The following is a 23,781-nucleotide window of genomic DNA, read 5'->3' as shown; positions in this document are numbered from 1 at the left end:
GAGGCGCCATGCCCATCATCACTCTTCCCGACGGCAGTCAGCGTTCGTTCGATCGCCCCGTTTCCGTGCTCGAAGTGGCGCAGTCCATCGGCGCCGGCCTGGCCAAGGCCACCCTGGCCGGCAAGGTCAATGGCAAGCAGGTGGATGCCTGCGATCTGATCGAGAGCGACGCGACCCTGCAGATCATCACGCCGAAGGACGAGGAGGGGATGGAGATCATTCGCCACTCCTGCGCGCACCTGGTTGGTCACGCGGTCAAGCAGCTCTACCCGAACGCCAAGATGGTGATCGGCCCGGTGATCGACGAAGGCTTCTATTACGACATCGCCATCGATCGTCCCTTCACGCCGGAAGACCTGGCGGCCATCGAGAAGCGCATGGCCGAACTGATCGACAAGGATTACGATGTCATCAAGAAGATGACGCCGCGCGCCGAGGTCATCGAGCTGTTCAGGGCTCGCGGCGAGGAATACAAGCTGCGCCTGATCGACGACATGCCGAACGAGACGGCCATGGGTCTGTACTTCCACGAGGAGTACGTGGACATGTGTCGCGGTCCGCACGTGCCCAACACTCGTTTCCTCAAGGCCTTCAAGCTGACCAAGATTTCCGGTGCGTACTGGCGTGGCGACTCGAAGAACGAGCAGCTGCAGCGCGTGTACGGCACGGCCTGGGCGGACAAGAAGCAGCTGGCCGCCTACATCCAGCGCATCGAGGAAGCCGAGAAGCGCGACCATCGCCGCATCGGCAAGCAGCTGGACCTGTTCCACCTGCAGGAAGAGGCGCCGGGCATGGTGTTCTGGCATCCGAATGGCTGGAGCGTCTACCAGGTGCTGGAGCAGTACATGCGCCAGGTGCAGCGCGAGCACGGCTATGTCGAGGTGCGCACGCCGCAGGTGGTCGATCGCATCCTCTGGGAGCGCTCGGGGCACTGGTCCAATTACGCCGAGAACATGTTCACCACCGCCTCGGAAAATCGCGACTATGCGGTGAAGCCGATGAACTGTCCGTGCCACGTGCAGATCTTCAACCAGGGCCTGAAGTCCTACCGCGACCTGCCGCTGCGCATGGCCGAGTTCGGCTCCTGCCACCGCAACGAGGCCTCCGGCGCGTTGCATGGCATCATGCGTGTGCGCGGCTTCACCCAGGACGACGCGCACATCTTCTGCACCGAGGATCAGGTGAAGAAGGAGGCCTCCGACTTCATCAAGCTGACCCTGCAGGTCTACGCCGACTTCGGCTTCTCCGACATTTCCATGAAGCTGTCGACCCGTCCGGCCAAACGCGTGGGTTCCGACGAGCTGTGGGATCGCGCCGAGACCGCGCTGGCCGATGCGCTGAACGAGTCCGGCCTGGCCTGGGAATACCAGCCGGGCGAGGGTGCCTTCTACGGTCCGAAGATCGAATTCACCCTCAAGGACTGCCTGGGGCGGAGCTGGCAGTGCGGCACCCTGCAGTACGATCCGAACTTGCCGGAGCGCCTGGATGCCAGCTATATCGCCGAAGATAACAGCCGTACGCGCCCGGTTATGCTGCACCGCGCCATCCTCGGCTCCTTCGAGCGCTTCATCGGCATGCTCATCGAGCACTACGCCGGAGCCTTCCCGGCCTGGCTGGCGCCGACTCAGGCGGTGGTCATGAACATCACCGACAAGCAGGCCGATTTCGCCCTGGAAGTCGAACGGGCCCTGAATCAAAGCGGGTTCCGTGCCAAGTCCGACTTGAGAAACGAAAAAATCGGCTTTAAAATCCGCGAGCATACTTTGCTCAAGGTTCCCTATCTCCTGGTTATTGGCGACAGGGAAGTTGAGACTCGTGCCGTTGCTGTGCGTACCCGCGAAGGTGTCGACCTGGGCTCCATGCCCCTGGAACAGTTCGCCGAACAGCTCAAGCAAGCGGTTTCCCGGCGTGGTCGCCAAGATTCGGAGTAATCACTATTAAGCGTGAAATGAGACAGGATAAGCGGGCCGCCCCCAAGGCGCCGATCAACGAGAACATCACCGCCCGTGAAGTTCGTCTGATCGGTGCGGACGGCCAGCAGATTGGTGTGGTTTCGATCGACGAGGCGCTGCGCGCCGCCGAAGAGGCCAAGCTGGATCTGGTGGAGATCTCCGCGGATGCGGTACCACCGGTTTGCCGGATCATGGACTACGGCAAGCACCTGTTCGAGAAGAAGAAGCAGGCTGCTGCTGCGAAGAAGAACCAGCACCAGCAACAGATCAAAGAAATCAAGTTTCGTCCAGGGACGGAAGAAGGGGATTACCAGGTAAAGCTACGCAACCTGGTACGTTTCCTTAATGAAGGGGACAAGGCCAAGGTATCCTTGCGATTCCGTGGTCGTGAGATGGCCCACCAGGAGCTGGGGATGGAACTGCTGAAGCGGGTCGAAGCCGACCTCGCCGAAATCGGTACCGTCGAACAGCATCCCAAGCTGGAAGGACGCCAGCTGATGATGGTCATCGCTCCCAAGAAGCGTAAATAACCTCCCGGGCACTGGCAGGCCTGATGGTTATCAGTTGTTAATGAATGCGGAGTACTAAACATGCCAAAGATGAAAACCAAGAGCGGTGCAGCCAAGCGTTTCCTCAAGACCGCTGCCGGCTACAAGCACAAGCACGCTTTCAAGAGCCACATCCTGACCAAAATGTCCACCAAGCGTAAGCGTCAACTGCGCGGTAGCGAGCTGATGCATCCGTCGGACAAGGCAAAAGTCGAGCGCATGCTGCGCGTTCGTTAATTCGGTCAAGATTCTTTAGAGGTAATTACTCATGGCTCGTGTTAAGCGTGGCGTCATCGCTCGTGCCCGTCACAAGAAAATCCTGAAACTCGCCAAAGGCTACTACGGCGCGCGTTCGCGCGTGTTCCGCGTTGCCAAGCAGGCCGTGATCAAGGCAGGCCAATACGCCTACCGTGACCGCCGTCAGCGCAAGCGTCAGTTCCGCGCTCTGTGGATCGCTCGTATCAACGCCGGTGCTCGTCAGAACGGTCTGTCCTACAGCCGCCTGATCGCTGGCCTGAAAAAAGCGGCCATCGAGATCGATCGCAAGGTTCTGGCCGATCTGGCAGTGAACGAAAAAGCGGCGTTTGCTGCGATTGTCGAGAAAGCTAAGGCCGTTCTGGCTTAAGTCCCCCGACAATCACCGGGTTCGCCCGGTGGCAACGTCAAAGATAGGGGAAGAGCCTTCGAGCTCTTCCCCTATTTCGTATCTGGAGTCCGTACATGGAAAACCTGGATGCATTGGTCTCGCAAGCGCTCGAGGCCGTGCAAAACACCGCAGACGTCAACGCCCTGGAGCAGCTCCGGGTGCAGTATCTCGGCAAGAAGGGCGAGCTGACCGCCCTGATGCAGACCCTCGGCAAGCTGTCCGCCGAAGAGCGTCCGCAGGCCGGCGCCCTGATCAATGCCGCCAAGAACCAGGTTCAGGACGCCCTGAACGCCCGCAAGTCCGTGCTTGAGCAGGCCCTGCTCGCCGAGAAGCTGGCGTCCGAGCGCATCGACGTGACCCTGCCGGGCCGTGGCCAGGCCTCCGGTGGCCTGCATCCGGTCACCCGCACCTTGGAGCGCGTCGAGCAGTTCTTCACCCATATCGGCTACAACGTGGCCGAGGGCCCGGAAGTCGAGGACGACTACCACAACTTCGAGGCGCTCAACATCCCCGGCCACCACCCGGCGCGGGCGATGCACGACACCTTCTATTTCAATGCGAACATGCTGCTGCGCACCCACACTTCGCCGGTGCAGGTGCGCACCATGGAATCGCAGCAGCCGCCGATCCGCATCGTTTGCCCCGGCCGCGTCTATCGCTGCGACTCCGATATCACCCACTCGCCGATGTTCCACCAGGTCGAAGGCCTGCTGGTCGACGAGGGCATCAGTTTCGCCGACCTCAAGGGCACCATCGAGGAGTTCCTCCGGGTGTTCTTCGAGAAGCCGCTGGGCGTGCGTTTCCGTCCCTCCTTCTTCCCCTTCACCGAACCGTCGGCCGAAGTCGACATGCAGTGCGTGATGTGCTCGGGCAAGGGCTGCCGCGTGTGCAAGCAGACCGGCTGGCTGGAAGTGATGGGCTGCGGCATGGTGCACCCGAACGTGCTGCGCATGTCCGGCATCGACCCGGAGAAGTACCAGGGCTTCGCCTTCGGCATGGGCGTCGAGCGCCTGGCCATGCTGCGTTACGGCGTCAACGACTTGCGCCTGTTCTTCGATAACGACCTGCGGTTCCTGGCGCAATTCCGCTAGGCCGCCCGACCCGTATCGAATTCGCTTAAGGAGAACAGACAGCATGAAATTCAGTGAACAGTGGCTGCGCGGCTGGGTGAACCCGGCGGTCTCGCGCGACGAACTGGTGGCCCGCCTGTCCATGGTCGGTCTGGAAGTGGACGCGGTGACTCCGGTCGCCGGCCAGTTCAGCGGCGTGGTGGTGGGCGAGATCCTCAGCGCCGAACAGCATCCGGACGCCGACAAGCTGCGCGTGTGCCAGGTCAGCAATGGCAGCGCCAGCTTCCAGGTGGTCTGCGGCGCGCCCAATGCCCGCGCCGGCATCAAGATTCCCTTCGCCATGATCGGCGCCGAGCTGCCGGGCGACTTCAAGATCAAGCAGGCCAAGCTGCGCGGCGTGGAGTCCCAGGGCATGCTCTGCTCGGCCTCCGAGCTGCAGATCAGCAACGACAACGATGGCCTGATGGAGCTGGCGGCCGATGCCCCGCTCGGCCAGGACATCCGCGCCTACCTGGGCCTGGACGACGCCAGCATCGAGATCGGCCTGACTCCCAACCGTGGCGACTGCCTGTCGCTCGCCGGCCTGGCTCGCGAAGTCGGCGCCATCTACGGCGCGCCGGTGGCGGCGGTCTCCACCGCTCCGGTCGCGCCCAGCCATGACGAAGTGCGCCCGGTCGAAGTGCTGGCGCCCAAGGCCTGCCCGCGCTACCTGGGCCGCGTCATCCGCAACGTCGACCTGTCCCGGCCGACCCCGCTGTGGATGGTCGAGCGCCTGCGTCGTTCCGACATCCGCAGCATCGACGCCGCCGTCGACATCACCAACTACGTGATGCTCGAACTCGGCCAGCCGATGCATGCCTTCGACCTCGCCGAGATCAACGGCGGCATCCGTGTGCGCATGGCGGAAGAGGGCGAGAAACTGGTCCTGCTGGACGGCCAGGAAGTCAGCCTGCGCGCCGACACCCTGGTGATCGCCGATCACAATCGCGCCCTGGCCATCGCCGGCGTGATGGGCGGCGAGCACAGCGGCGTGAGCGGCAAGACCCGCGATCTGTTCCTCGAAAGCGCTTTCTTCGACACTATCGCCGTGGCCGGCAAGGCCCGTTCCTACGGCCTGCACACCGATTCCTCGCACCGCTTCGAGCGCGGCGTAGACTCGCAGCTGGCGCGCGGCGCCATGGAGCGTGCCACCGCGCTGCTGCTGGAGATCGTCGGCGGCGAGGCCGGTCCGATCAGCGAGGTGGCCAGCGCCGCCGACCTGCCGAGCGTCGCGCCGATCACCCTGCGCGCCGAGCGTATCAGCCAGATGCTGAGCATGGACATGGACGGCGCCGAGGTCGAGCGCCTGCTCAATTCGCTGGGCCTGAGCACCGTCGCCCAGGGCGCCGGCCAGTGGCAGGTCAGCGTGCCCAGCCACCGCTTCGACATCAGCCTGGAAGTGGACCTGATCGAAGAGCTGGGCCGCCTGTATGGCTACAACCGCCTGCCGGTGCGCTACCCGCAGGCGCGCCTGGCGCCGCAGGCCAAGGCCGAGGCGCGTGCCGAGTTGCCGGCCCTGCGTCGCCTGCTGGTGGCGCGCGGCTATCAGGAAGCCATCACCTACAGTTTCATCGATCCCAAGCTGTTCGAGCTGTTCAGCCCTGGCGTGGCACCGCTGCAGCTGGCCAACCCGATCTCCGCCGACATGGCCGCCATGCGTTCCTCGCTGTGGCCGGGCCTGATCAAGGCGCTGGAGCACAACCTCAATCGCCAGCAGTCGCGCGTGCGCCTGTTCGAGAGCGGCCTGCGTTTCGTCGGCCAGCTTGAGGGCCTCAAGCAGGAGGCCATGCTGGCTGGCGTGATCAGTGGCAGCCGCCTGCCGGAAGGCTGGGCCAACGGCCGCGAGAGCGTCGACTTCTACGACCTCAAGGCCGATGTCGAGGCGTTGCTGGGCTATGCCGGCGCCGCCGATGCCTTTGCCTTCGTGCCGGGTGAGCATCCGGCCCTGCACCCGGGGCAGACCGCGCGCATCGAGCGGGAAGGGCGCCTGGTCGGCTTCATGGGCGCCCTGCACCCGGAGCTGGCCAAGACCCTCGGCCTGGATCAGCCGGTGTTCCTCTTCGAACTGGTACTGGCCGAAGTGGCTGCCGGGCGTATGCCGGCGTTCAGTGAGCTGTCGCGCTTCCCCGAGGTGCGCCGCGACCTGGCCCTGCTGGTGGATCGCGAGCAGCCGGCCGAGGCCGTGCTCGCCTGCATCCGCGAGGCCGCCGGCGAGTGGCTGACGGACCTCAGGCTATTTGACGTGTATCACGGTAAAGGCATTGATCCACATAGAAAAAGCCTGGCCGTCGGCTTGACCTGGCAACATCCATCGCGCACTCTTAACGACGATGAGGTGAATACAACTACGCAAAACATCCTCACCTCGCTGGAAGAAAGGTTCAACGCCACGTTAAGGAAGTAGCGTATGGGGGCTCTGACGAAAGCTGAAATGGCGGAACGTCTGTATGAAGAGCTTGGCCTGAATAAGCGGGAAGCCAAGGAGTTGGTGGAGCTGTTTTTCGAGGAAATCCGCCACGCGCTGGAAGACAACGAGCAGGTCAAATTGTCCGGTTTCGGCAATTTCGACCTACGCGACAAGCGTCAGCGCCCAGGCCGCAATCCCAAGACAGGCGAAGAAATCCCGATCACGGCTCGCCGTGTGGTCACCTTTCGTCCGGGCCAGAAGCTCAAGGCCAGAGTAGAGGCATATGCTGGAACCAAGTCATAACGACGAGCTGCCGCCCATACCTGGCAAACGCTACTTCACCATCGGCGAAGTCAGTGACCTCTGCGCCGTCAAGCCTCATGTTTTGCGTTACTGGGAGCAGGAGTTTCCCCAGCTCAATCCGGTGAAGCGGCGGGGCAACCGCCGCTACTATCAGCGCCAGGACGTGCTGATGATTCGCCAGATCAGGGCGCTCCTGTACGACCAGGGTTTCACCATCGGCGGCGCGCGCCAGCGCCTCTCCGGCGACGAGGCCAAGGACGACACCACCCAGTACAAGCAGCTGATCCGGCAGATGATTGCCGAGCTGGAAGAGGTCCTGCTGGTGTTACGTAAATAACGCCGCAGTAGCAAAAAAAACTTCCACAATTCAGCAGCTTATTGTAAAGTCCTCCCCGCTTCCGGTAACACGGCAGCATCGTCGGGGCGTAGCGCAGCCCGGTAGCGCACTTGCATGGGGTGCAAGGGGTCGAGTGTTCGAATCACTCCGTCCCGACCAAAAAAACCCTAAAAAATCCAGTTGCTTAGCGGTGACTGGATTTTTTTATGGGCGCTTCACATCTCGAAGCGCAGGGACTTTTGCGGGACTTTCTTTCATCCTGCCATTCTCCTCAAAATTGTCAGGGCCGGCCCACGCGAGTCGGTGGCCGAAATCCTGTTGGCTTCATCGATCAGTTTGCCCAACTCTGCGGCCGAGTAGTGACTGGTGATGCTGCCGTTCTTGTGGCCCAGCAGAGCCTTCCTGTCTTCCTCCGTTACTCCAGCTGCCCGAAGTCTTCGACCGAAAGTGTGCTTCAGATCGTGAACGCGGATCGAAGCAAATCCAGGTGGAGCAGGGCGCATGAAGCGCTCCTGGAATTTCTTCGCAGCTCTGACCCTGGCTTTCTTCCAGGCCGAGTCGTTCATCCGGTGAACCGGAGTGGCCTTGCCGTTTCGATCGGGTTGTCCGTAAGGAAATACCCAGACCGGATCAAGCCCACGCTGTCCCTCGATGACCGACTTGGCTACGTTGTTGAGCACCACGAGCCGCTCGTCGCCGTTCTTGACCCCTGAACTCTCATGTCGGCCACCAAAATCCGCCGGTATGAGAAACACGCTTGTGTTGAGCTCTGGGATTGGTATTTCCCAATCCCAGCGAAGCTTCACGACTTCCTGCTCGCGTGAGCCGCTGTTCACCTTATACAGGGCCATGCGGCGCAGGTGGTCAGGCAGTTCGGCGAAGAGAATCGACTGCTCTTCCCAGGACATCGGGTAGGGCATGCGTCTGGTTTTCTTCTCTTCCAGCTTGGTGATCATCGGCACTACGTCGAGCCAGGGACGCTTCTGCTCATCACGCCATTTTCGGGCGCATAGGTTCAGGATGCGTATGACGCGCTCCAGGGCGATGTTCACCGTGCGGTGCGAGACACCAGGCTTCAACTTGCCATCGCTGGTTCTGCTGCTCTTGAGTCGATCCCTTATGTAGGGAGCCAGGGTCTCGTCGTCGACATGAGTCAGAGGCTGGTCGCCAATATATGGATCCAACTGCTCCAGATAGATGGCCGTGAGGCCTATCGACGGTTGATCCTTGTACTCAATCAGGTAACGCGTAGCGGCTTCCCGCCAGGTTCTGATCGTGCGGACACCGTAGATCTTCTGTTCCCGGAGCTTTTCCAGCTTGTGTATCAGGTACTGCTCTGCCTCCTTCCTATCGCTTGATCCAGTGCTTTCCTGAATTCGCTGACCTCTGAAGACCTTGTCGATGTGCCAGATCCCGTTCCTTTGGTAGAGGCCGCTAATGGTTTTTCGCGCCATGGTTTTTCTCCTTGGCGCTCGCTGCGGGAGTGATCATGTCCCTTGGCACCTTCCTTTTCAATGATGGCCTGGTCGATGTAGGCGTCTGCCCAGGCATCTAGTTCTTTGCGATCAAAGCCGATGCCTTGCACTCCAATGCGGAATTCCCGCACGTGAGGCCGGACGGTTTTGTTGAATTCTGTGCGGCACATGCCGAGATAGGCGGGAGCCGCACTGGCTCGCAGGATTCGGGGTGGGCTGGTGATCAAGCGTGCGGCTATCTGTTCAGATGATGCGGGCATGAATGTCGCCTCCTTATCGGCCCTGATCCGTGCTGCAGATGCTGTCCGCTGCTCGCTGGGCGAACAACGTGGTGGAGGGGGCTGCGGAGGGTTTGGTACAACAACCGTTTTGGCTCGGAGAGCGGATTCAGAGGCAGAGCGAGGCAAGGGAGCAGGCGAGGGTGAGGGTTGCCGCCGTTTTCAGGATCGTAGCGGTGGCAGGAGTATTCCTCTTGAGGTGTGCTCAGGCTGCCTCTATTGATTTCGTGTCTTCGGTACAATGCCAACTTGCATGCCAAATGGATTGAACACGCTGTTCAGGGTCTGCACGGTTGGATTTGACTCGTCATGCTCCAGCTGACGAAGGGCACGCAGGGATAGTTTGCACATCTGCGCGAAACGGGCCTGCTGCAACCCGGTGATTTCCTTCCGCAACTTGCGCACAGCTTGGCCGATGCTCAACTCGCCCGACGCCAGTTGGGTCTGTATTTCGTTCAGAATACGGTTGCGCTCGATGATGTCCACTTAGACAAGCCCCCATCGGCTGAGTCGCTGCTGGAGGTTTCGCAGCGCAATACGCGGATGATTCATGGTGGAATTTGGTAGCCCCTGATCGCTCAGCAGGTCGGGAAGGGCGAGGAAATCGTGCGATGCGCCTCTGAGCCTTTCATATAGAACATCTGCGTCGGTCCATTGCCCTACTGCGGCACAGGCCTGGCGCCAATTGATCTCGCCGGCAATCTCGATAGGCTGAGGCCATTTTGTAGTGCGAGTGATGCCTTCATCATCCATCACCATGGGGGCAAGGTCGTAGATGGGGGCGAGTTTCAGGCCCGTGCTGTTGCGCAAAATTGAAGTATTGCGGCCATGGTTGTCTGAATTGCCAAGAATCTGGTTGAGTAAGTCGCGCTGTAGATACTCAAAAATCATGTCGCCAACTTGTGCGCCTTGCCCCGTCTGCTGCCACAGCCTGACCAGGTGCTTCAGGGCGTCGGTATGCAGTAGGTAGCTGCCTGGCACGGTCACTCCTGCCAGTGAGTACAGGGACTCCATGGCGCTGCGCTCCACACCAGCGGCACTGAGATGACGGTCAAAACGACGCATCCACAGGCTAGGCTTACGGCCTTCCTCTAGAGCCAGGCCTTCGGTAGGTACAGTATCCAGGCCAAGCCGCTGGATGGCCCTGTAGAAGCAGAACTCGCTACGCAGGATGTCTTGGTCGGTCTGCCTAGCCTGGTTTCGCGCGAACTTCACGAACCAGTGGCAGGTCGCATTGGCATCCGGAAGAGCCGCATCTGGGTGCAAGGCACCTTCTCGGTCTTCGGTCAGCAACAGTTTGGGGGCTTCCCCACCCGCACCTGTGGCGCCACCGATAGCCGCACCCTGCTCGTAGGCGTATTCCAGAAAGCGCGAATCGCGGTTGATTACATCCTCGCGAGAAAAACCCAGCAGCGGGCTTCCCTGAAGCGCTGCTGCCGCCTCCTTGATGCGCAGGTTGCCCACCGGCGCCGGAGCGCACCGACTCAGGAGGAATAGGTCCAGTTCCAGATTCTCGGGTTTCTGTTCGCCCAAACGCTGGAGCAGGAAACGACGTGCGGCCCCTGCGGGCAATATGTCGTAAAGGAATGCGGGAGCCGTGGCGCCCCGATAGGAGTCCCAACCCAATGGCACTGTGGCGCTAACTGCTTGCTCAAGGCGGCTGCCGATGTGCTCCAGCGTCTCGAGCAGATATGTCTGCTCATAGCCAAAAGAACACACCCCAGCCAGACCCGCCTCGGGCTGTTCGAAGTTGAGGTGCATGGCGTCATGCCAGGCATGGCCACTGTACAGTTGCAGGGTGAGAGAGTGCATATGGGCTCCGGCACTTTAATGCCTTTAAAGCTACTGGTTGCCGCGAATAAAGGCAATAAAATGCCTTAAATCACTCCGATTCTAGATATAAAGAGCACTTTAGTGCCGATTTGTGGGGCTGATCAATGGCGATTTCCATGCTTGATCGCAAGGGCTAGCTTGCGACAAGGCGTTCAATTCAGGCGGTGGGCTTGCTGTTGGCCCTCCTGAACACACGGTCCCTCGACATGAAAGCTTCCAGCATGTGCGGGATGAGCGTCAGGGCGTCGACTTCTTCGCCGTAGGTCTGCGAGTGCAACGCCGCGTAGCGCTCAAGGTCGGCCTTCAGGCCGGCGGGGCAGGTGAAGGTCAGCTTCAGGTTTTCGGTTTTCGGCAAAGGGCCGAGACGCAACTTGGTCGTGCTCATTGCAGGTTCCTCTGTTGAGCGGAGAAAGGCTGATAGGGGCGCAGCACCAGGTCGCGGTTGATGATCACTCGGAGTGGTAACCCAGGGCGCTGGGTCAGCGTGGGCTGGATATCGAGGTTGCGGCGGGTGACTTCCTGGCCGACCTGGCTCACCGTGTCCTGCAGGCTGTCGCGCCCGGCGATGATGATGCGGTCGCCGTCGGCGCGACTGGTTGGTGCCGCCAGCTCGGCTCCGATTTCCAGCAGGCTGGTCATGGCCGCACCAGCGACGATCCGGTCCCAGTGCCAGTCGACGCCATCCTCGAGACCGGCATAGCCGGCGGCGTCGGTACCGACCAGGTTGTCGAGCTGGAAAGACGAGGTGTCTGGCAAGATCACCCGCTGCCACACTACCTGCACACGGCTTTGCCCGTAGCTCACCTGGCTGTTGTAGCGGCCCAGCAGGCGCGCGCCTTGCGGAATCAGCACATGCTGGCCGGTGGCACTGTCATAGACCGGCTCGGTCACTGTGGCGATCACGTCCCCGGGTAGATCCGACTTGATACCGGTGACAAGCGCCGCCGCGATGACGGTACCGGCCATCACCTGGTAGGGCGACTCAGGCATCTGCAGCAATCCGGAATTACGGATTTGTGCATTTACGGATTTACTGAGAAACGCCTCGTTCCGTTCCTGCTGGGTTGGGGCTCCTGCGGCGGCTACTGCGCCTGAGGAAGCCGTATTCAGAACCGGGTAATCGAGTTGAGCGCCACCACCAGATGCGACGTTCGATTTCCGCGAGCTGTCGGTCTGGAAGAACACCGAGGACTGCGCTGCTTCCTCGGCTTCCTTGAGCAGGGCCAGGCGCTCTGCTTCGGCGGCATCTGGCCCATGTCCATAACCTTGCGCCTGCTGCTCCGCCCTGAGGATTGGCCCGCCAAGATCGCCGGGCAGCGGCGTCCCCAGTTGCGGTACCTCGGGCGCAGGTGGAGGCAGCAGCTGCGAGTAGTCTGCCGGCAACTGATCCAGCCCCTCGGAGCGCGCCACGCGGTCGACGTTGTATAGCTCGTTCGGCTCGGCGCCCTGGTGGCGCTGCTGCGGTTGCAGCGACCACAGCATGGCGCCGAGTACCGCAGCCGATAGGCCTCCGACCACTACCGCGAGCATGCGTGGGTTGAGGCGGGTGACCGGGCGAGGCTTGGCGCGCAGCTCCAGCGACTCCGGCGCCTCCTTGGGCGGTAGCGAGGTTGTCACGTTTTGGTCGTTGTCCTTACCCCTCATGCTCAGGGCCTCCGTGCCACGCCGTCGGTGCGTTCGATCCGCACCACGTCGCCCTTGTCGGCACCCAGACGCAACTCGGCTGCGCCGAACAGGCGGTCGACGATGTAGTAGGGCGAGCGGAAGCGATAGTTGACCAGTTGCCCGTCGCCTTCCGGGCCGATCACGAACAGCGGAGGCAGCTCGCCCAGGGCGATACCGGCGGGGAACTGGATATACACCTTGCGGCCGTCGTCGAAGGCGCGCAGCGGCTTCCAGGGTGGATTGCTGCCGCTGATCGCATAGCGAAAGCGCAGCCGTTCCAAGGAGAGGCCAACATCTACCGATGCCGCGGCCTGGGCGGCGTTGGAATGGCGCTGTAGGGCGAGCATGCGATCCTTCGGATAGTCCCAGGACGCCGAAGCCATCCAGGCGTGCTCGGTGGAACTCAGCTCGATCAGGTAGGTGCGGCGTGTGGTGGTGATCACGAGGTTGGTCTTGAGATCGACCCGCGTCGGTTTGATCAGCACGGCGGTGCGCAACCCATCGCCGCTGCCACTGGTGGTGTCGCCAACGATCCAGCGCACGGTGTCGCCAGCGGCCACGGTGACCAGCTCCTCGCCGGGCTGCAGGTTGATTGCCGTCACCCGACCCGGGCTGGTGTACACCTGATACAGCGCGCCATCGGAGTAGGGCCAGACCTGGATGGCGTTGATATAGCCCTCCCGGCTCGGCGCGACCCGAGCGTCGCGATTGGCGCGAGAGACCCGCACGCGTTCATCGGCCGGTTCCTTGGCCGGTTTGCTGGGTTGAGTTTCCGGCAGCGGTTTGAGCTGCGCCGGCAGGGCCAAGGGCTTGGGCACTTCCACCACCTCGATGGGCTTGGGCGGCTCCGGCAGGCGCTGTGCTTCTACCGGTTCATCTAGCGCGATCACCGGCGGCTGCTGCCTGGCGCAGCCGGCCAGCATGCTCAGAAGCAAAGAGCAGATGCAGAGGTTCAGGGCGGTTTTCATGGTTGCTTGGCTCCTTCCGTAGTCTCCAGCTCACGGCTCCAGGACAGACCGTTGACGTAGATGCCGAGCGGGTTGCGGCGCAGCTTTTCCTCGGTGCGTGGAGGCTGCAGCACCAGCGAGATCACCGCAGTCCAGCGCTCCTGGCCGGCGGCCGAACCATTCACGAAGCGACGCTCTATCCAGCGCACCTGGAATGAGCTGTCGCTTGCGCGCACCACGCTGGTGACTTCCACCGACACCGACTCCTTGCCGACTCGGGTGAAGGGATCGTTGGCGCGGGCATAGTCGTTGAGGGTGGCGGCGCCGCGATCAGTAGTGGAGTGATAGGCCTCCAGCCAGTTCTGCCGCACCACCACCGGATCAATCGATAGCGAACGCACCTGCTCGATAAAGCGCGCCAGGTGGTGGGCGATCTGCGCATCCTTGGGCTGGTAAGGGCTGGCGGCTTCGCCAACGGCGCGCACCTGGCCGAGGCTGTCGACCTCCACCACGTAAGGCGTCACCGTCGACTGCGACGAACGCCAGACCAGCCCACCGGCCATCAGCAGCGCCAGGGCCAGGCAACCGAAGGCCATCAGTCGCCAGTTACGTGCCTGCGCCAGGCTGCTGCCCATGCGCCGGTCCCAGGCCTGTGCCGCTGCCTGGTAGGGGGTGACAGGTTGTGGGGTATCGCTGTAGCGCACCCGTGGGCGTCTGAATCGCATCCTCGTCCTCCTTTACGAATTCGATGGGTCGCGAATCTGCGGCCCGGGTGATGAACCACCGCCATCGCCACCGCGCAGGGTGTGGGCGACCGTGTTGGTGGCCTGTGAGAGTTGTTGCCTGCGCTGCAGGCGCCTGGCCCAGTCGGGCTGTTTGGCTGGGGCAGTTGCAGGATCGGAAGCGGCGGGGGCGCCACCTGCTGTAGCGCCGGAAGAGGCTCCTGCCAGAGAGCGAGCGCGGCCCATCGCCCAGCGCGCTGCACCGGGTGCCATACGCGCGCCGGCCAATACCGCGCCGCCGACACCTGTGGCGACTGCAGCCGCACCAGCTGCCATGCCAGCCGCGCCGAGCGCGGTACCGGCTGCTGCACCAGCACCCAGTTGCGGTGCGCCGGAGACCAACCCGGTGGCAATGCCCGGCCCGAAGATCCCCAGGCCGAGCAAGGCCAGCGAGGCGAGCATGACCACCAGTGCATGATCGATGGAGGACTCGTCCGGCACGGGCTGGAACTCGGCGAACAACCCGCTGCCGATACCGACGATCACCGCTAGCACCAGCACCTTTATGCCAGCCGCCACAACGTTGCCCAGCACCTTCTCGGCAAGAAAGGCGGTCTTGTTCCACAGCGCAAAGGGCACCAGCACGAAGCCGGCGAGGGTGGTCAGCTTGAATTCGACCAAGGTGACGAACAGCTGGATGGCCAGAAAGAAGAAACTGACGATCACCACCAGCCAGGCCAGGAACAGCACTAGGATGCTGTGCAAGTTTTCGAAGACTTCCGGAAATCCGCTGAGCATGCTGATCTGCTCGAGCAGCGGGGCTCCGGCATCAACCCCAATCGCGGCCAACCGCCCTGGCTGCAGAAACTCCGCATGACTCAACGCAGAACCAGAGGCCAGCAGACCCAACCCGGCGAAGGAGTTGAAGACGATCTTGGCCAGCATGTTGAAGTTGCCGATGATGAAGGCGAAGGCACCGACATAGAGAGTCTTGCGGATCAGCTTGGCGCTGACGTCCTCACCTCCCATGGCCCAGAACAGCCCGGCCAGGGTCATGTCGATCACCACCAGGGTCATGGTGAGAAAGGCCACCTCGCCGCCGAGCAAGCCGAAGCCCGTGTCGATGTACAGCCCGAACACCTCAAGGAAACGGTCGATCACGCTGACGTCGTTCATTGCACGTCCTCGTCGAAGCTCGCAGGGATTGCGGGCAAGTCGGTAGGCCGGAGAAACTCACCGGGGCGTGCGCAGCCGGAGTAGAAGCGCCCAGCCGAATCGTGTTGCCGAGCCATGAGGCCGTTGTCGCCCTGTCCGCAGGCGGCCAGCACCAGCAGCGGCAGCAGAGTCAGGAATCTCATGAAGGCGCCTCCCTACCGATAGAACTGCACGGGGTAGGGGGTATAGGGCGTGCCACTGCCCATAAAGCGCCGCCGCCGTTCGCGTGCCTCCTCGGCCGCTGCAGACTGACGGGCAAGCTCCAAGGCAACGGCGCGGTTCTGGGTGATCTGCAGTTGCTGCGCTTGGATCGACTGCTTGGCCTGCAGGGCCAGCAACTGGTTGGTGGCCTGGGCAGCCTGCAAGGCGCCACCCGCCGACTGGCTCTGCTGTATCAGCGCGGTCAGGGCGCTTTCATCCTCGGCCAGGCCCTGCGTCACCTGCGCCTGCACACGTAGCGCCGTATGCAGTCCGTCGAGGCCCTGCTGCCAGCGCTCGCGCGCTTCTTCTGCCATGCGCTGGCTGCTGACGTCGCCGGTGTACTCGTTCGGGTAGAGTCGGCTGAACTCCTGATCCAGACGCTGCACTTCGTAGGCCAGCCCGCGTGCCTCGGCGAGCAGCCGCTCGGTATTGGCCAAGCTCGCGCGCAACTGGCTGACCACGTTGTAGTCCAAGCGCTGAAGGTGGCGGGCCTGGTTCCGCAGCATCTGGGTCTCGTTCTGCAACTGGCGGACTTGGTTGTTGACCATCTCCAGGGTGCGCACAGCGGTCAGCATGTTTTGCACCAGATTGGTCGGATCGATGACTGTGAAGGCGCTTGCTGGCTGCATAGCCAACAAGCCAAGTACCAGCAGCGTTGCGCAGGGGAAACAGTGGGCAGGGGATCTCATGGCAAGCACTCCTTGCGTGACGAGGGATAGGCAGTGAGTAGGTCGGCGGCCCAGTCCAGGCCACGATGACGCAACCAGGCAGGGGCGAAGTTGGCTCGGCCGGACGCTCGCAGAATTCGGTCGACCTCGCGCTGCTCGGCCGGACTGGCCGAGGCTGCGAAGGCCAGCACCACCGGCCCCAGGTCGAGGTCGAACAGGCGGTTGCCCAGGCGCGACTGGCAGTAGTAATCACGCTTGGGCGTGGCCTGGGTGACGATCTCGATCTGTCGGTCGTTGAGGCCGAAGCCCTGGTAGATGCCGCGGATCTGCGGCTCGCCCGCCTGCGGGTTGGGCAAGAAGATGCGGCTGGCGCAGCTCTCGATGATTGCCGTGGCGATGCTGGAGTCCTTGATGTCGGCCAGTGACTGGGTGGCGAAGATGACGCTGACGTTCTTCTTGCGCAGGGTCTTGAGCCACTGGCGGATGCGCGCGGCGAATAGCGGATCGTCGAGGAACAGCCAGGCCTCGTCGAGGATCAGCAGCGTCGGCGCGCCGTCGAAGCGTTCCTCGAAGCGGGCGAACAGGTAGCTCAGCACGGCGGCCACCGCCGCCTTGCTATGCATCAGTTCCTCCATCTCGAAGCACTGCACATCGGCGGTGCCCAGCCGATCCTGGTCGGCATCTAGCAATGCGCCATGAGCACCGCCCAGCACGTAGGGCTGCAGTGCCTGGCGTAGGGCGTTGTCCTGCAGCAGCACGGACAAACCGGTCAGTGTGCGTTGCGCCTCCGGCGCGCCAGATAGGCTGTCGAGCGCCGTCCACAGTGCGGCCTTCTGCTCGGGGCCGACGGCCACGCCTTCCTGTAGCAGGCGCGCTTCCAGCCACTCGGCGGCCCAGGCGCGATAGCCAGGCTGGTCGATTCGCGCCAGGGGCTGGAAGGCCAGGTCGCCATCACCTCCGAGGTCGTAGTGCTCGCCACCCAGGCCCAGCACTGTCGCGCGCAGCGAGCGCCCCATGTCGAAGAGAAACAGGTGTGAGCCCGGGTAGCGGCGAAACTGCAGGGCCAGGGTCGCCAGCAACACCGACTTGCCCATGCCGGTAGGGCCGGCCACCAGGGTATGACCGACATCGCCGACGTGGGTGATCAGGCGAAACGGTGTTGCGCCATCGGTGCGGGTGATCACCAGTGGCGGACCGTCCAGGTGCGCGTTGCGCGCCGGGCCGGCCCAGACTGCCGAGACCGGCATCAGGTGCGCCAGGTTGAGCGTGGAGATCAGCGGCTGGCGGACATTGGCGTAGGCGTTGCCGGGGATCGAAGAGAGCCAGGCCTCCACCGCGTTGAGGCTCTCGGCGATGGCGACGAAGCCGCGCCCCTGGATTACACGTTCAACCCGGCGCAGCTTCTCGTCGGCGACCTGGGCGTCGGCATCGCTCACCGTCACGGTGGCGGTCACATAGCCGAAGACGACCTGGTCGGCGCCGAGTTCTTGCAGCGCCGCATCGGCGTCGCTGGCCTTGTTCGCGGCGTCGCTGTCGAGCAGTGGGCTTTCCTGCTGGAAGATCGCTTCGCGCAGTAGTGCCAGGACCCCCTTGCGCTTGGCGAACCATTGCCGGCGTAGGCGCACCAGTTCCTTCTCGGCCTCGTCCTTGTCCAGGCATATAAAGCGGGTCGACCAGCGATAGGCGAAGCCCAGACGGTTGAGATCGTCCAGCACGCCTGGCCAGGTCGAAGTGGGGAAGCCGCGTACCGACAGCACACGCAGATGCTGCTCACCCAAACGCGGCGCCAGGCCGGTAGTAAGGGGGCTGTCGGCCAGCAGGGCATCGAGGTGGAAGGGTACCTCGGGCACGGCCAGCCGCTGGCGGTGGGTCGACACCGTGGCGTGCAGGTAGGTCAGCGTCTGGCTGTCGTCGAGCCAGGCGAGTTCCGGCATCACCCCGTCCAGCAGATCGAAGAAGCGATCCGTCTCGGCGACGAAGGTGGCCAGCCGTTCGCGCCAGTCGACGCCACGCTGTGCCCGGTGTTCGTAGAGCAGGCCGGCGGCGCGCGAGCGCGACTCCTCCGGCGGCAGGTAGAGCAGCGTCAGGTGGTAGGTACTCTCGAAGTGACTGCCCTGGGCCGCGAAGGCGGCGCGGCGCTCCTCGTCTACCAGCCAGGACAACGGCTCTGGAAAATCGCTGTCAGGGTAGTCCGCCGCCGCCAGACGCTCGGCTTCAACAAACAGCGCCCAGCCCGAGCCAAGGCGACGCAGGGCATTGTTCAGGCGTGCCGAGGTGGCCACCAGCTCGCCCTGGGTGGCGCTGTCCAGGTCTGGCCCACGAAAGCGCAAGCTGCGCTGGAACGATCCGTCCTTGTTCAATACGACGCCGGGTGCGACCAGGCCGGCCCAGGGCAGCCAGTCGGCGAGCTGGGCGGCGCGGCGCTGGTATTCGTTGAGGTTCAGCATGGGGGCCTCCTCACACATCCAGCTGCGACGGCTGCTTAATGTGCCGGGCAAAAACCTGCAGAAACTGCGGGTCCAAACGGGCACCCCACACCGCCAGCGAGTGACCGACCAACCAGAGCGCCAAGCCAGGCAGCCAGAGTTGCAGGCCCAGGCCTACCACTGCCGCCAGAGTGCCGTTGAGGATCGCCACGTTGCGTGGTGCGCCACCGAGCAGGATCGGCTCGGCCAGCGATCGGTGCAGTGGCACCTCGAAACCGGGGATGAGTTCGCGCTCGCCGTTCATGCGATCACCGCCCCGCCGGCAAAGCTGAAGAAGCTGAGGAAGAACGATGACGCGGCGAAGGCGATCGACAGACCGAAGACGATCTGGATCAGCTTGCGAAAGCCGCCGCTGGTGTCGCCGAAGGCCAGCGTCAGGCCGGTGGAAATGATGATGATCACTGCGATGATGCGCGCCACCGGGCCTTGTACGGATTCGAGGATCGCTTGCAGCGGCCCTTCCCAGGGCATGCCGGAACCGGCGGCGAGTACGGGCAGGGAGGCGCCCAGGCATAGGGTGCCGAGCAGCAAGGCGCAGGCGCTGCGGCGACGATAAACAGCGGAAAGCTGAAGGACAGTCATGGCTGAGTTCCTGAAGCAGAGGAGGAGCGAAGGAGGGTGTCGAGGGAGCTGAGCTGGTAGCCGCGCTCGTCATGGCCGATGACGCGGGCGATCTGCTGGACATGGCGGGCGCGACCGCGCCCGGCGAGGAACACCACCAGGTTGACCGCCTCGGCGATCAGCGCCCGCGGCGCGGCTAGGGCGACCTCCAGGATCAGTTGCTCCAAGCGCAGCAGGGCGCCCTGAGCGGAGCCGGCGTGAATCGTGGCGATACCGCCGGGATGGCCGGTGCCCCAGGCCTTGACCAGATCCAGTGCCTCGCCGCCGCGCACCTCGCCGACCACCACGCGGTCGGGACGCAGGCGCAGCGTGCTGCGCACCAGGTCGGCCATGGACACCACCCCGGGCTTGGTGCGCAGGGCGACGTGATCGTGAGCCGGGCACTGCAACTCGACCGTGTCCTCAAGCACCAGTACGCGGTCGCCGCTGCCGGCCACCTCGGCCAGCAATGCATTGGCCAGGGTGGTCTTGCCGCTGCTGGTGCCACCGGCCACAAGGATGTTCTGTCGCTCGTGCACGGCCACGCGCAGGTACTCGGCCTGGGCGTCGCTGAGGATGCCGTCGGCGACATATTGCTGCAGCGGGATGACACCAGCGGCGCGCTTACGCAGGGCGAAGGTCGGCCCGGCCACCAACGGCGGCAGCACGCCCTCGAAGCGTTCGCCGGTCTCCGGCAACTCGGCGCTCAACAGCGGCCGGCCACGATGCACTTCCGCGCCGACATGCGCGGCCACCAGGCGGATGATCCGCTCGCCGTCGCCAACTGCCAGCGTACCCAACCGGGAGCGGCCAGCGGACAGTCGATCCAGCCAAAGCACGCCGTCGGGGTTGAGCATTACCTCGACCACGTCCGGGTCATCCAGGGCGGCAGCGATCAGTGGCCCCATCGCTGTGCGCAGCATGCGGGTGCGACGATCCAGGGAAGTTGCCGCTGCGCTCAGCACTGGGGAGGAGGGGACAGTCATGGACGTTCTCCCGAGACCTGAGCCTCTGCCTGACCCTCCTCGTGTACGTCTCTGACCAGGCTGCGCCCGCGCTGCAGGTGACGCCCCAGTTGCTCGACGAACTGGCTGAAGCGCAGTTTGCCTTGCGCCCGCGCCGCCTCCTGATGTGCCTCGGGCACCGGCGTGCTGACCGTGAAGTAGTAGCGCACGTACAGCGCCACGGTCTCGATCAGGATGTGCTGGTCGCGCTCCAGCCGCTCGAACTGACGCGACAGCCGGTCCAGGCGCTTGGCCATGGCCACCTCGCGCTGTTCGCCCGACTCGGGCGACAGCCAGGAGGCCAGCGCCGCGGCGATGATCGAGGACTTCGACACGCCCTTGGTGATCGCCAGTTCGTTCAGGCGCTTGGCGTGCTCGGGTTGGATAAACAGGTTCAGGCGGGCTCGGCTCATAGGGCTATTCCATCGTCAGGGTCGAGGGCGGCCAGCCGCGCCACGCGCTGCAGGCGTGGATCCGGCTGGGTGGGGAAGGGAGTGGGGATGTCGTCCTCGTCGAGCAGCAGGTCGCTGGCCAGCTCGTCGTGATCCGGCAACTGGACGAGCACCGCCAGTTCGGGTTGACGGCGTGGGCCGCCGTCCCCGGCGCTCTCGACATCGGCCAGGCCAGCCGGCGCAGCGCCGGCGGCCGAAGGCACGGCCAGGCCGCTCCAGTCGTCCGCGCGCGGCGCCGGTGCGTCGGCGTAGCGGCCCGGCTGCAAGCGCGGCGCTGGCTGTACCCGGTTCTGGAAGTTGGCATCGGTGAAGTAGCGCAGCTTCTTCGCGCGGATCGGCGCCAGGCCCGAGAGCATCACCACGGCCTCGTCGCTGGGCAGTTGCATGACCTCGCCCGGGGTCAGCAGCGGGCGTGCGGTTTCCTGGCGCGACACCATCAGGTGGCCCAGCCAGGGCGCCAGGCGGTGGCCGGCGTAGTTGCGCTGCGCGCGCAACTCGGTGGCAGTGCCCAGGGTCTCGGAGATGCGCTTGGCGGTGCGTTCGTCGTTGGTGGCGAAGGTCACCCGCACATGGCAGTTGTCGAGGATCGAGTGATTCTGGCCATAGGCCTTGTCGATCTGGTTCAGCGACTGCGAGATCAGGAAGGCGCGCAGCCCATAGCCGGCCATGAAGGCCAGTGCTGTCTCGAAGAAATCCAGCCGTCCCAGCGCCGGAAACTCATCGAGCATCAGCAGCAGCTTGTGCCTCCGCTCGATGCCGTCGGAGCCGTCGAGGGACTCGGTCAGGCGGCGGCCGACCTGGTTGAGGATCAGGCGGATAAGCGGCTTGGTGCGGCTGATATCCGAGGGCGGCACCACCAGGTACAGCGACACAGGATGCTCGGCCGAGATCAGGTCGGCGATGCGCCAGTCGCAGCGCGAGGTGACTTCGGCCACTGTCGGATCGCGGTACAGGCCGAGGAAGGACATGGCCGTGGACAGCACGCCCGAGCGCTCGTTGTCGCTCTTGTTCAGCACTTCTCGCGCCGCCGAGGCCACCACCGGATGCGGTGCATCGCCCAGGTGCGGCGTGGTCATCATCCGGTGCAGCGTCAGTTCGAATGTGCAGGCCGGATCGGAGAGGAAGTTGGCGACGCCGCGCAGGGTCTTGTCCTGGCCGGCATAGAGCACGTGCAGGATGGCGCCGACCAGCAGCGCGTGGCTGGTCTTCTCCCAGTGGTTGCGCCGCTCCAGCGCACCCTCCGGGTCGACGAGGATGTCGGCGATGTTCTGCACATCGCGCACCTCATGGGCGCCGCGACGCACTTCAAGCAGCGGATTGTAGGCGGCCGAGGCCAGGTCGGTGGGGTTGAACAACAGGCAGTGGGAGAAGCGCGAGCGCCATCCCGCGGTCAGGCTCCAGTTCTCGCCCTTGATGTCGTGGATGACCGCCGAGGCCGGCCAGGAGAGCAGGGTCGGTACCACCAGGCCGACGCCCTTGCCCGAGCGCGTCGGAGCGAAGGTCAGCACATGCTCGGGGCCTTCGTGACGCAGGTACTGAGCGTCGAACTGGCCGAGGAACACACCCGCAGGCCGGGTCAGGCCAGCCTTACGCAACTCATCGGCATCGGCCCAGCGCGCTGAGCCGTAGGTGGTAACTCGGCGTGCCTGGCGCGCCCGCCAGATAGCCATGCCGATGGACACCACCAATGCCAGCAGGCTGCTGCAGGCGGCGATGCTGCCGCCAACGTTGAAAATGTCCGGCGCATAGGCATCGAAGACGAACCACCATTCGAACAGACGCCAGGGGTGATAGACCGGTGTACCCAGCAACTCGAACCAAGGTGCTCCCAGGCGAGCCTGATAGCCGAGCGCGGCCGCCGTCCACTGCGTGGCACCCCACACCCCGGACAGGGTAATGGCCAACACCACCAGCACCTGGCCGTACAGCACCGTCGTCGCTTGCATCCCTGAACCCAACCTCCCTGGCAAAACGCACGGCACGTAGCGGTGCCGCGGGCGAGAGGTTCGGTGCTGGGGGACGAGGGGTCAAAGACCGTTTCGGCGGGGGATTAAGTGAGGATGGAACAACACAGCAGGCTGTGGCGGTTGGCGGATAAGCTCAGCAGGGTATGGTGTACACGACCGGTAGGTGTCGATCCGCATCGGCCAACTCGCAGCGGAGGTCAATCTACGCTCAGAATCACTATCAAAGGAGCAACCTATGTCTGCTAGGGAAGAGCAGTTTACCTACCTGCTGGGCCTGATGGCCCGCAGCACGACCAGTATGACCGCGTCTGTTACCGCCAAGGCGTTCGAGCAACTCAGGTGCAAGGACGAGGCTTTGCAAGCCCCTGCCCGGCAGATGATCGAGCGCATGCAGGCCATCAGTGAAGAGCTGGATCATTAGTGGGAACTGATCGGACGCATTGCCGGCCGGGAGGAACGGGAGTTTCTGGTCGAGGAGTTGGAGATTGCTTCGGTGCGCGTGTACAAGGAGGCGGGCGTTTCCTGAGTTAGCAACTATGCTCAGGCTGAGTTCACTACCAAGGAAGGTATCGCCATGTCCCACCTCCTACTCACCCGCCGTGTCGGCCAACCCATTGTGCTCACTGTTGCCCCTGGAGCCGACTCCGAGCAAGCCCTTCATAAGACCTGCGCGATGGAATCACCGTCGAAATCAATCGCGTGGAGCGCGGCAATGTGCGCGTTTCGATTGATGCGTCGAGGACGATACAGATTCTGCGGGGCGAATTGACTCTTCCGTAGGGCAGGTTTTGGCTTGGTACTGGACCTCGGTGGGAGGGGAGGCGTCGCGCCAAGGATATGCTGCTAAGGAAATTCTGAAGAAGACTTCCCGAATCTGGTGAAATACGCCGATCCCGTTGCCCGAGTTTCCCGATGAAGCAGATGACCTTCGCCGATGCCGAGTACGCCGGCAAGCGCAAGCAGACC

Annotated in this window: 25 protein-coding genes and 1 tRNA gene; 10 read left to right on the top strand and 16 right to left on the bottom strand. The window is 63.5% G+C overall.

Going from position 1 to position 23,781, the window contains the following annotated elements:
* The first annotated feature begins 8 nt into the window (after window positions 1-8).
* The 9 genes from thrS (at window position 9) to AAFN46_RS13585 (ending at window position 7,461) form a co-directional block, all read left to right on the top strand.
* A complete protein-coding gene (gene thrS, locus AAFN46_RS13625) occupies window positions 9-1,931 on the top strand; it encodes a threonine--tRNA ligase (protein ID WP_347809236.1) in 1,923 nt (640 codons plus the stop codon).
* On the top strand, window positions 1,931-2,482 hold the full coding sequence (gene infC / locus AAFN46_RS13620) for a translation initiation factor IF-3 (RefSeq protein ID WP_347809373.1): 552 nt from the start codon (window positions 1,931-1,933) through the stop codon (window positions 2,480-2,482). The genes thrS and infC overlap by 1 nt, the downstream gene beginning before the upstream one ends.
* Before the next feature lie 60 nt (window positions 2,483-2,542).
* Window positions 2,543-2,737, top strand: a complete 195-nt coding sequence (gene rpmI / locus AAFN46_RS13615; protein ID WP_021701550.1) for a 50S ribosomal protein L35 — start codon at window positions 2,543-2,545, stop codon at window positions 2,735-2,737.
* 31 nt (window positions 2,738-2,768) lie between these two features.
* Entirely contained in the window at window positions 2,769-3,125 is a 357-nt protein-coding gene (gene rplT / locus AAFN46_RS13610) for a 50S ribosomal protein L20 (protein WP_044874620.1), read from the top strand.
* Window positions 3,126-3,220: 95 nt separating this feature from the next.
* Window positions 3,221-4,237: a phenylalanine--tRNA ligase subunit alpha gene (gene pheS / locus AAFN46_RS13605; RefSeq protein ID WP_347809235.1), complete on the top strand. Its 1,017-nt coding sequence runs from the start codon at window positions 3,221-3,223 to the stop codon at window positions 4,235-4,237.
* 43 nt (window positions 4,238-4,280) lie between these two features.
* A complete protein-coding gene (gene pheT, locus AAFN46_RS13600; RefSeq protein WP_347809234.1) occupies window positions 4,281-6,659 on the top strand; it encodes a phenylalanine--tRNA ligase subunit beta in 2,379 nt (792 codons plus the stop codon).
* Window positions 6,660-6,662: 3 nt separating this feature from the next.
* Window positions 6,663-6,965 (top strand): integration host factor subunit alpha, encoded by a 303-nt coding sequence (gene ihfA, locus AAFN46_RS13595; RefSeq protein WP_002553164.1) that lies wholly within the window; start codon window positions 6,663-6,665, stop codon window positions 6,963-6,965.
* Window positions 6,946-7,302 carry a MerR family transcriptional regulator gene (locus AAFN46_RS13590; RefSeq protein ID WP_277691760.1) on the top strand — a complete coding sequence of 119 codons (357 nt, stop codon included), beginning with the start codon at window positions 6,946-6,948 and terminating at the stop codon, window positions 7,300-7,302. The genes ihfA and AAFN46_RS13590 overlap by 20 nt, the downstream gene beginning before the upstream one ends.
* Before the next feature lie 82 nt (window positions 7,303-7,384).
* Window positions 7,385-7,461: transfer RNA gene (locus tag AAFN46_RS13585), tRNA-Pro, on the top strand.
* A 95-nt stretch (window positions 7,462-7,556) separates the two neighbouring features.
* Here AAFN46_RS13585 and AAFN46_RS13580 read toward each other — a convergent pair.
* The 16 genes from AAFN46_RS13580 to AAFN46_RS13505 form a co-directional block, all read right to left on the bottom strand.
* On the bottom strand, window positions 7,557-8,756 hold the full coding sequence (locus AAFN46_RS13580) for a tyrosine-type recombinase/integrase (protein ID WP_347809233.1): 1,200 nt from the start codon (window positions 8,754-8,756) through the stop codon (window positions 7,557-7,559).
* 515 nt (window positions 8,757-9,271) lie between these two features.
* Window positions 9,272-9,541, bottom strand: coding sequence for a helix-turn-helix transcriptional regulator (locus tag AAFN46_RS13575; protein ID WP_160017776.1), 270 nt, complete (start codon window positions 9,539-9,541; stop codon window positions 9,272-9,274).
* Window positions 9,542-10,867 carry a HipA domain-containing protein gene (locus AAFN46_RS13570; protein ID WP_347809232.1) on the bottom strand — a complete coding sequence of 442 codons (1,326 nt, stop codon included), beginning with the start codon at window positions 10,865-10,867 and terminating at the stop codon, window positions 9,542-9,544. It lies immediately after the preceding gene.
* Window positions 10,868-11,045: 178 nt separating this feature from the next.
* Window positions 11,046-11,273, bottom strand: a complete 228-nt coding sequence (locus AAFN46_RS13565) for a DUF2274 domain-containing protein (protein ID WP_347809231.1) — start codon at window positions 11,271-11,273, stop codon at window positions 11,046-11,048.
* Window positions 11,270-12,532 carry a TrbI/VirB10 family protein gene (locus AAFN46_RS13560; protein WP_347809230.1) on the bottom strand — a complete coding sequence of 421 codons (1,263 nt, stop codon included), beginning with the start codon at window positions 12,530-12,532 and terminating at the stop codon, window positions 11,270-11,272. The genes AAFN46_RS13565 and AAFN46_RS13560 overlap by 4 nt, the downstream gene beginning before the upstream one ends.
* Window positions 12,533-12,534: 2 nt before the next feature.
* Window positions 12,535-13,521 carry a P-type conjugative transfer protein TrbG gene (trbG, locus tag AAFN46_RS13555; RefSeq protein ID WP_347809229.1) on the bottom strand — a complete coding sequence of 329 codons (987 nt, stop codon included), beginning with the start codon at window positions 13,519-13,521 and terminating at the stop codon, window positions 12,535-12,537.
* Entirely contained in the window at window positions 13,518-14,225 is a 708-nt protein-coding gene (trbF, locus tag AAFN46_RS13550; RefSeq protein WP_347809228.1) for a conjugal transfer protein TrbF, read from the bottom strand. Before trbF ends, trbG begins: the two co-directional genes overlap by 4 nt.
* Window positions 14,226-14,237: 12 nt before the next feature.
* Window positions 14,238-15,398, bottom strand: coding sequence for a P-type conjugative transfer protein TrbL (gene trbL, locus AAFN46_RS13545; RefSeq protein ID WP_347809227.1), 1,161 nt, complete (start codon window positions 15,396-15,398; stop codon window positions 14,238-14,240).
* Window positions 15,395-15,580, bottom strand: coding sequence for a hypothetical protein (locus tag AAFN46_RS13540; protein WP_347809226.1), 186 nt, complete (start codon window positions 15,578-15,580; stop codon window positions 15,395-15,397). The genes trbL and AAFN46_RS13540 overlap by 4 nt, the downstream gene beginning before the upstream one ends.
* A 12-nt stretch (window positions 15,581-15,592) precedes the next feature.
* On the bottom strand, window positions 15,593-16,327 hold the full coding sequence (gene trbJ, locus AAFN46_RS13535; protein ID WP_347809225.1) for a P-type conjugative transfer protein TrbJ: 735 nt from the start codon (window positions 16,325-16,327) through the stop codon (window positions 15,593-15,595).
* Entirely contained in the window at window positions 16,324-18,753 is a 2,430-nt protein-coding gene (trbE, locus tag AAFN46_RS13530) for a conjugal transfer protein TrbE (protein ID WP_347809224.1), read from the bottom strand. The genes trbJ and trbE overlap by 4 nt, the downstream gene beginning before the upstream one ends.
* Window positions 18,754-18,763: 10 nt before the next feature.
* Entirely contained in the window at window positions 18,764-19,036 is a 273-nt protein-coding gene (locus tag AAFN46_RS13525) for a VirB3 family type IV secretion system protein (RefSeq protein ID WP_347809223.1), read from the bottom strand.
* The gene (locus tag AAFN46_RS13520) at window positions 19,033-19,374 is read right to left on the bottom strand and encodes a TrbC/VirB2 family protein (protein WP_347809222.1); all 342 of its coding nucleotides are present in this window, start codon (window positions 19,372-19,374) and stop codon (window positions 19,033-19,035) included. The genes AAFN46_RS13525 and AAFN46_RS13520 overlap by 4 nt, the downstream gene beginning before the upstream one ends.
* Window positions 19,371-20,378 (bottom strand): P-type conjugative transfer ATPase TrbB, encoded by a 1,008-nt coding sequence (gene trbB, locus AAFN46_RS13515; RefSeq protein WP_347809221.1) that lies wholly within the window; start codon window positions 20,376-20,378, stop codon window positions 19,371-19,373. The genes AAFN46_RS13520 and trbB overlap by 4 nt, the downstream gene beginning before the upstream one ends.
* Window positions 20,375-20,809: a CopG family transcriptional regulator gene (locus tag AAFN46_RS13510; protein ID WP_347809220.1), complete on the bottom strand. Its 435-nt coding sequence runs from the start codon at window positions 20,807-20,809 to the stop codon at window positions 20,375-20,377. Before AAFN46_RS13510 ends, trbB begins: the two co-directional genes overlap by 4 nt.
* A complete protein-coding gene (locus tag AAFN46_RS13505; protein ID WP_347809219.1) occupies window positions 20,806-22,794 on the bottom strand; it encodes a conjugal transfer protein TraG in 1,989 nt (662 codons plus the stop codon). Before AAFN46_RS13505 ends, AAFN46_RS13510 begins: the two co-directional genes overlap by 4 nt.
* A 184-nt stretch (window positions 22,795-22,978) precedes the next feature.
* Between AAFN46_RS13505 and AAFN46_RS13500 the strand changes: the two genes are divergently transcribed.
* The gene (locus AAFN46_RS13500) at window positions 22,979-23,236 is read left to right on the top strand and encodes a hypothetical protein (RefSeq protein WP_347809218.1); all 258 of its coding nucleotides are present in this window, start codon (window positions 22,979-22,981) and stop codon (window positions 23,234-23,236) included.
* Window positions 23,237-23,781 lie beyond the last annotated feature (545 nt).

Source organism: Pseudomonas sp. CAU 1711 (genome assembly GCF_039888625.1).
Lineage (GTDB): Bacteria > Pseudomonadota > Gammaproteobacteria > Pseudomonadales > Pseudomonadaceae > Aquipseudomonas.
Note: the sequence above shows the minus strand (reverse complement) of the source record. Positions and strands in the feature narration are given on the sequence as shown.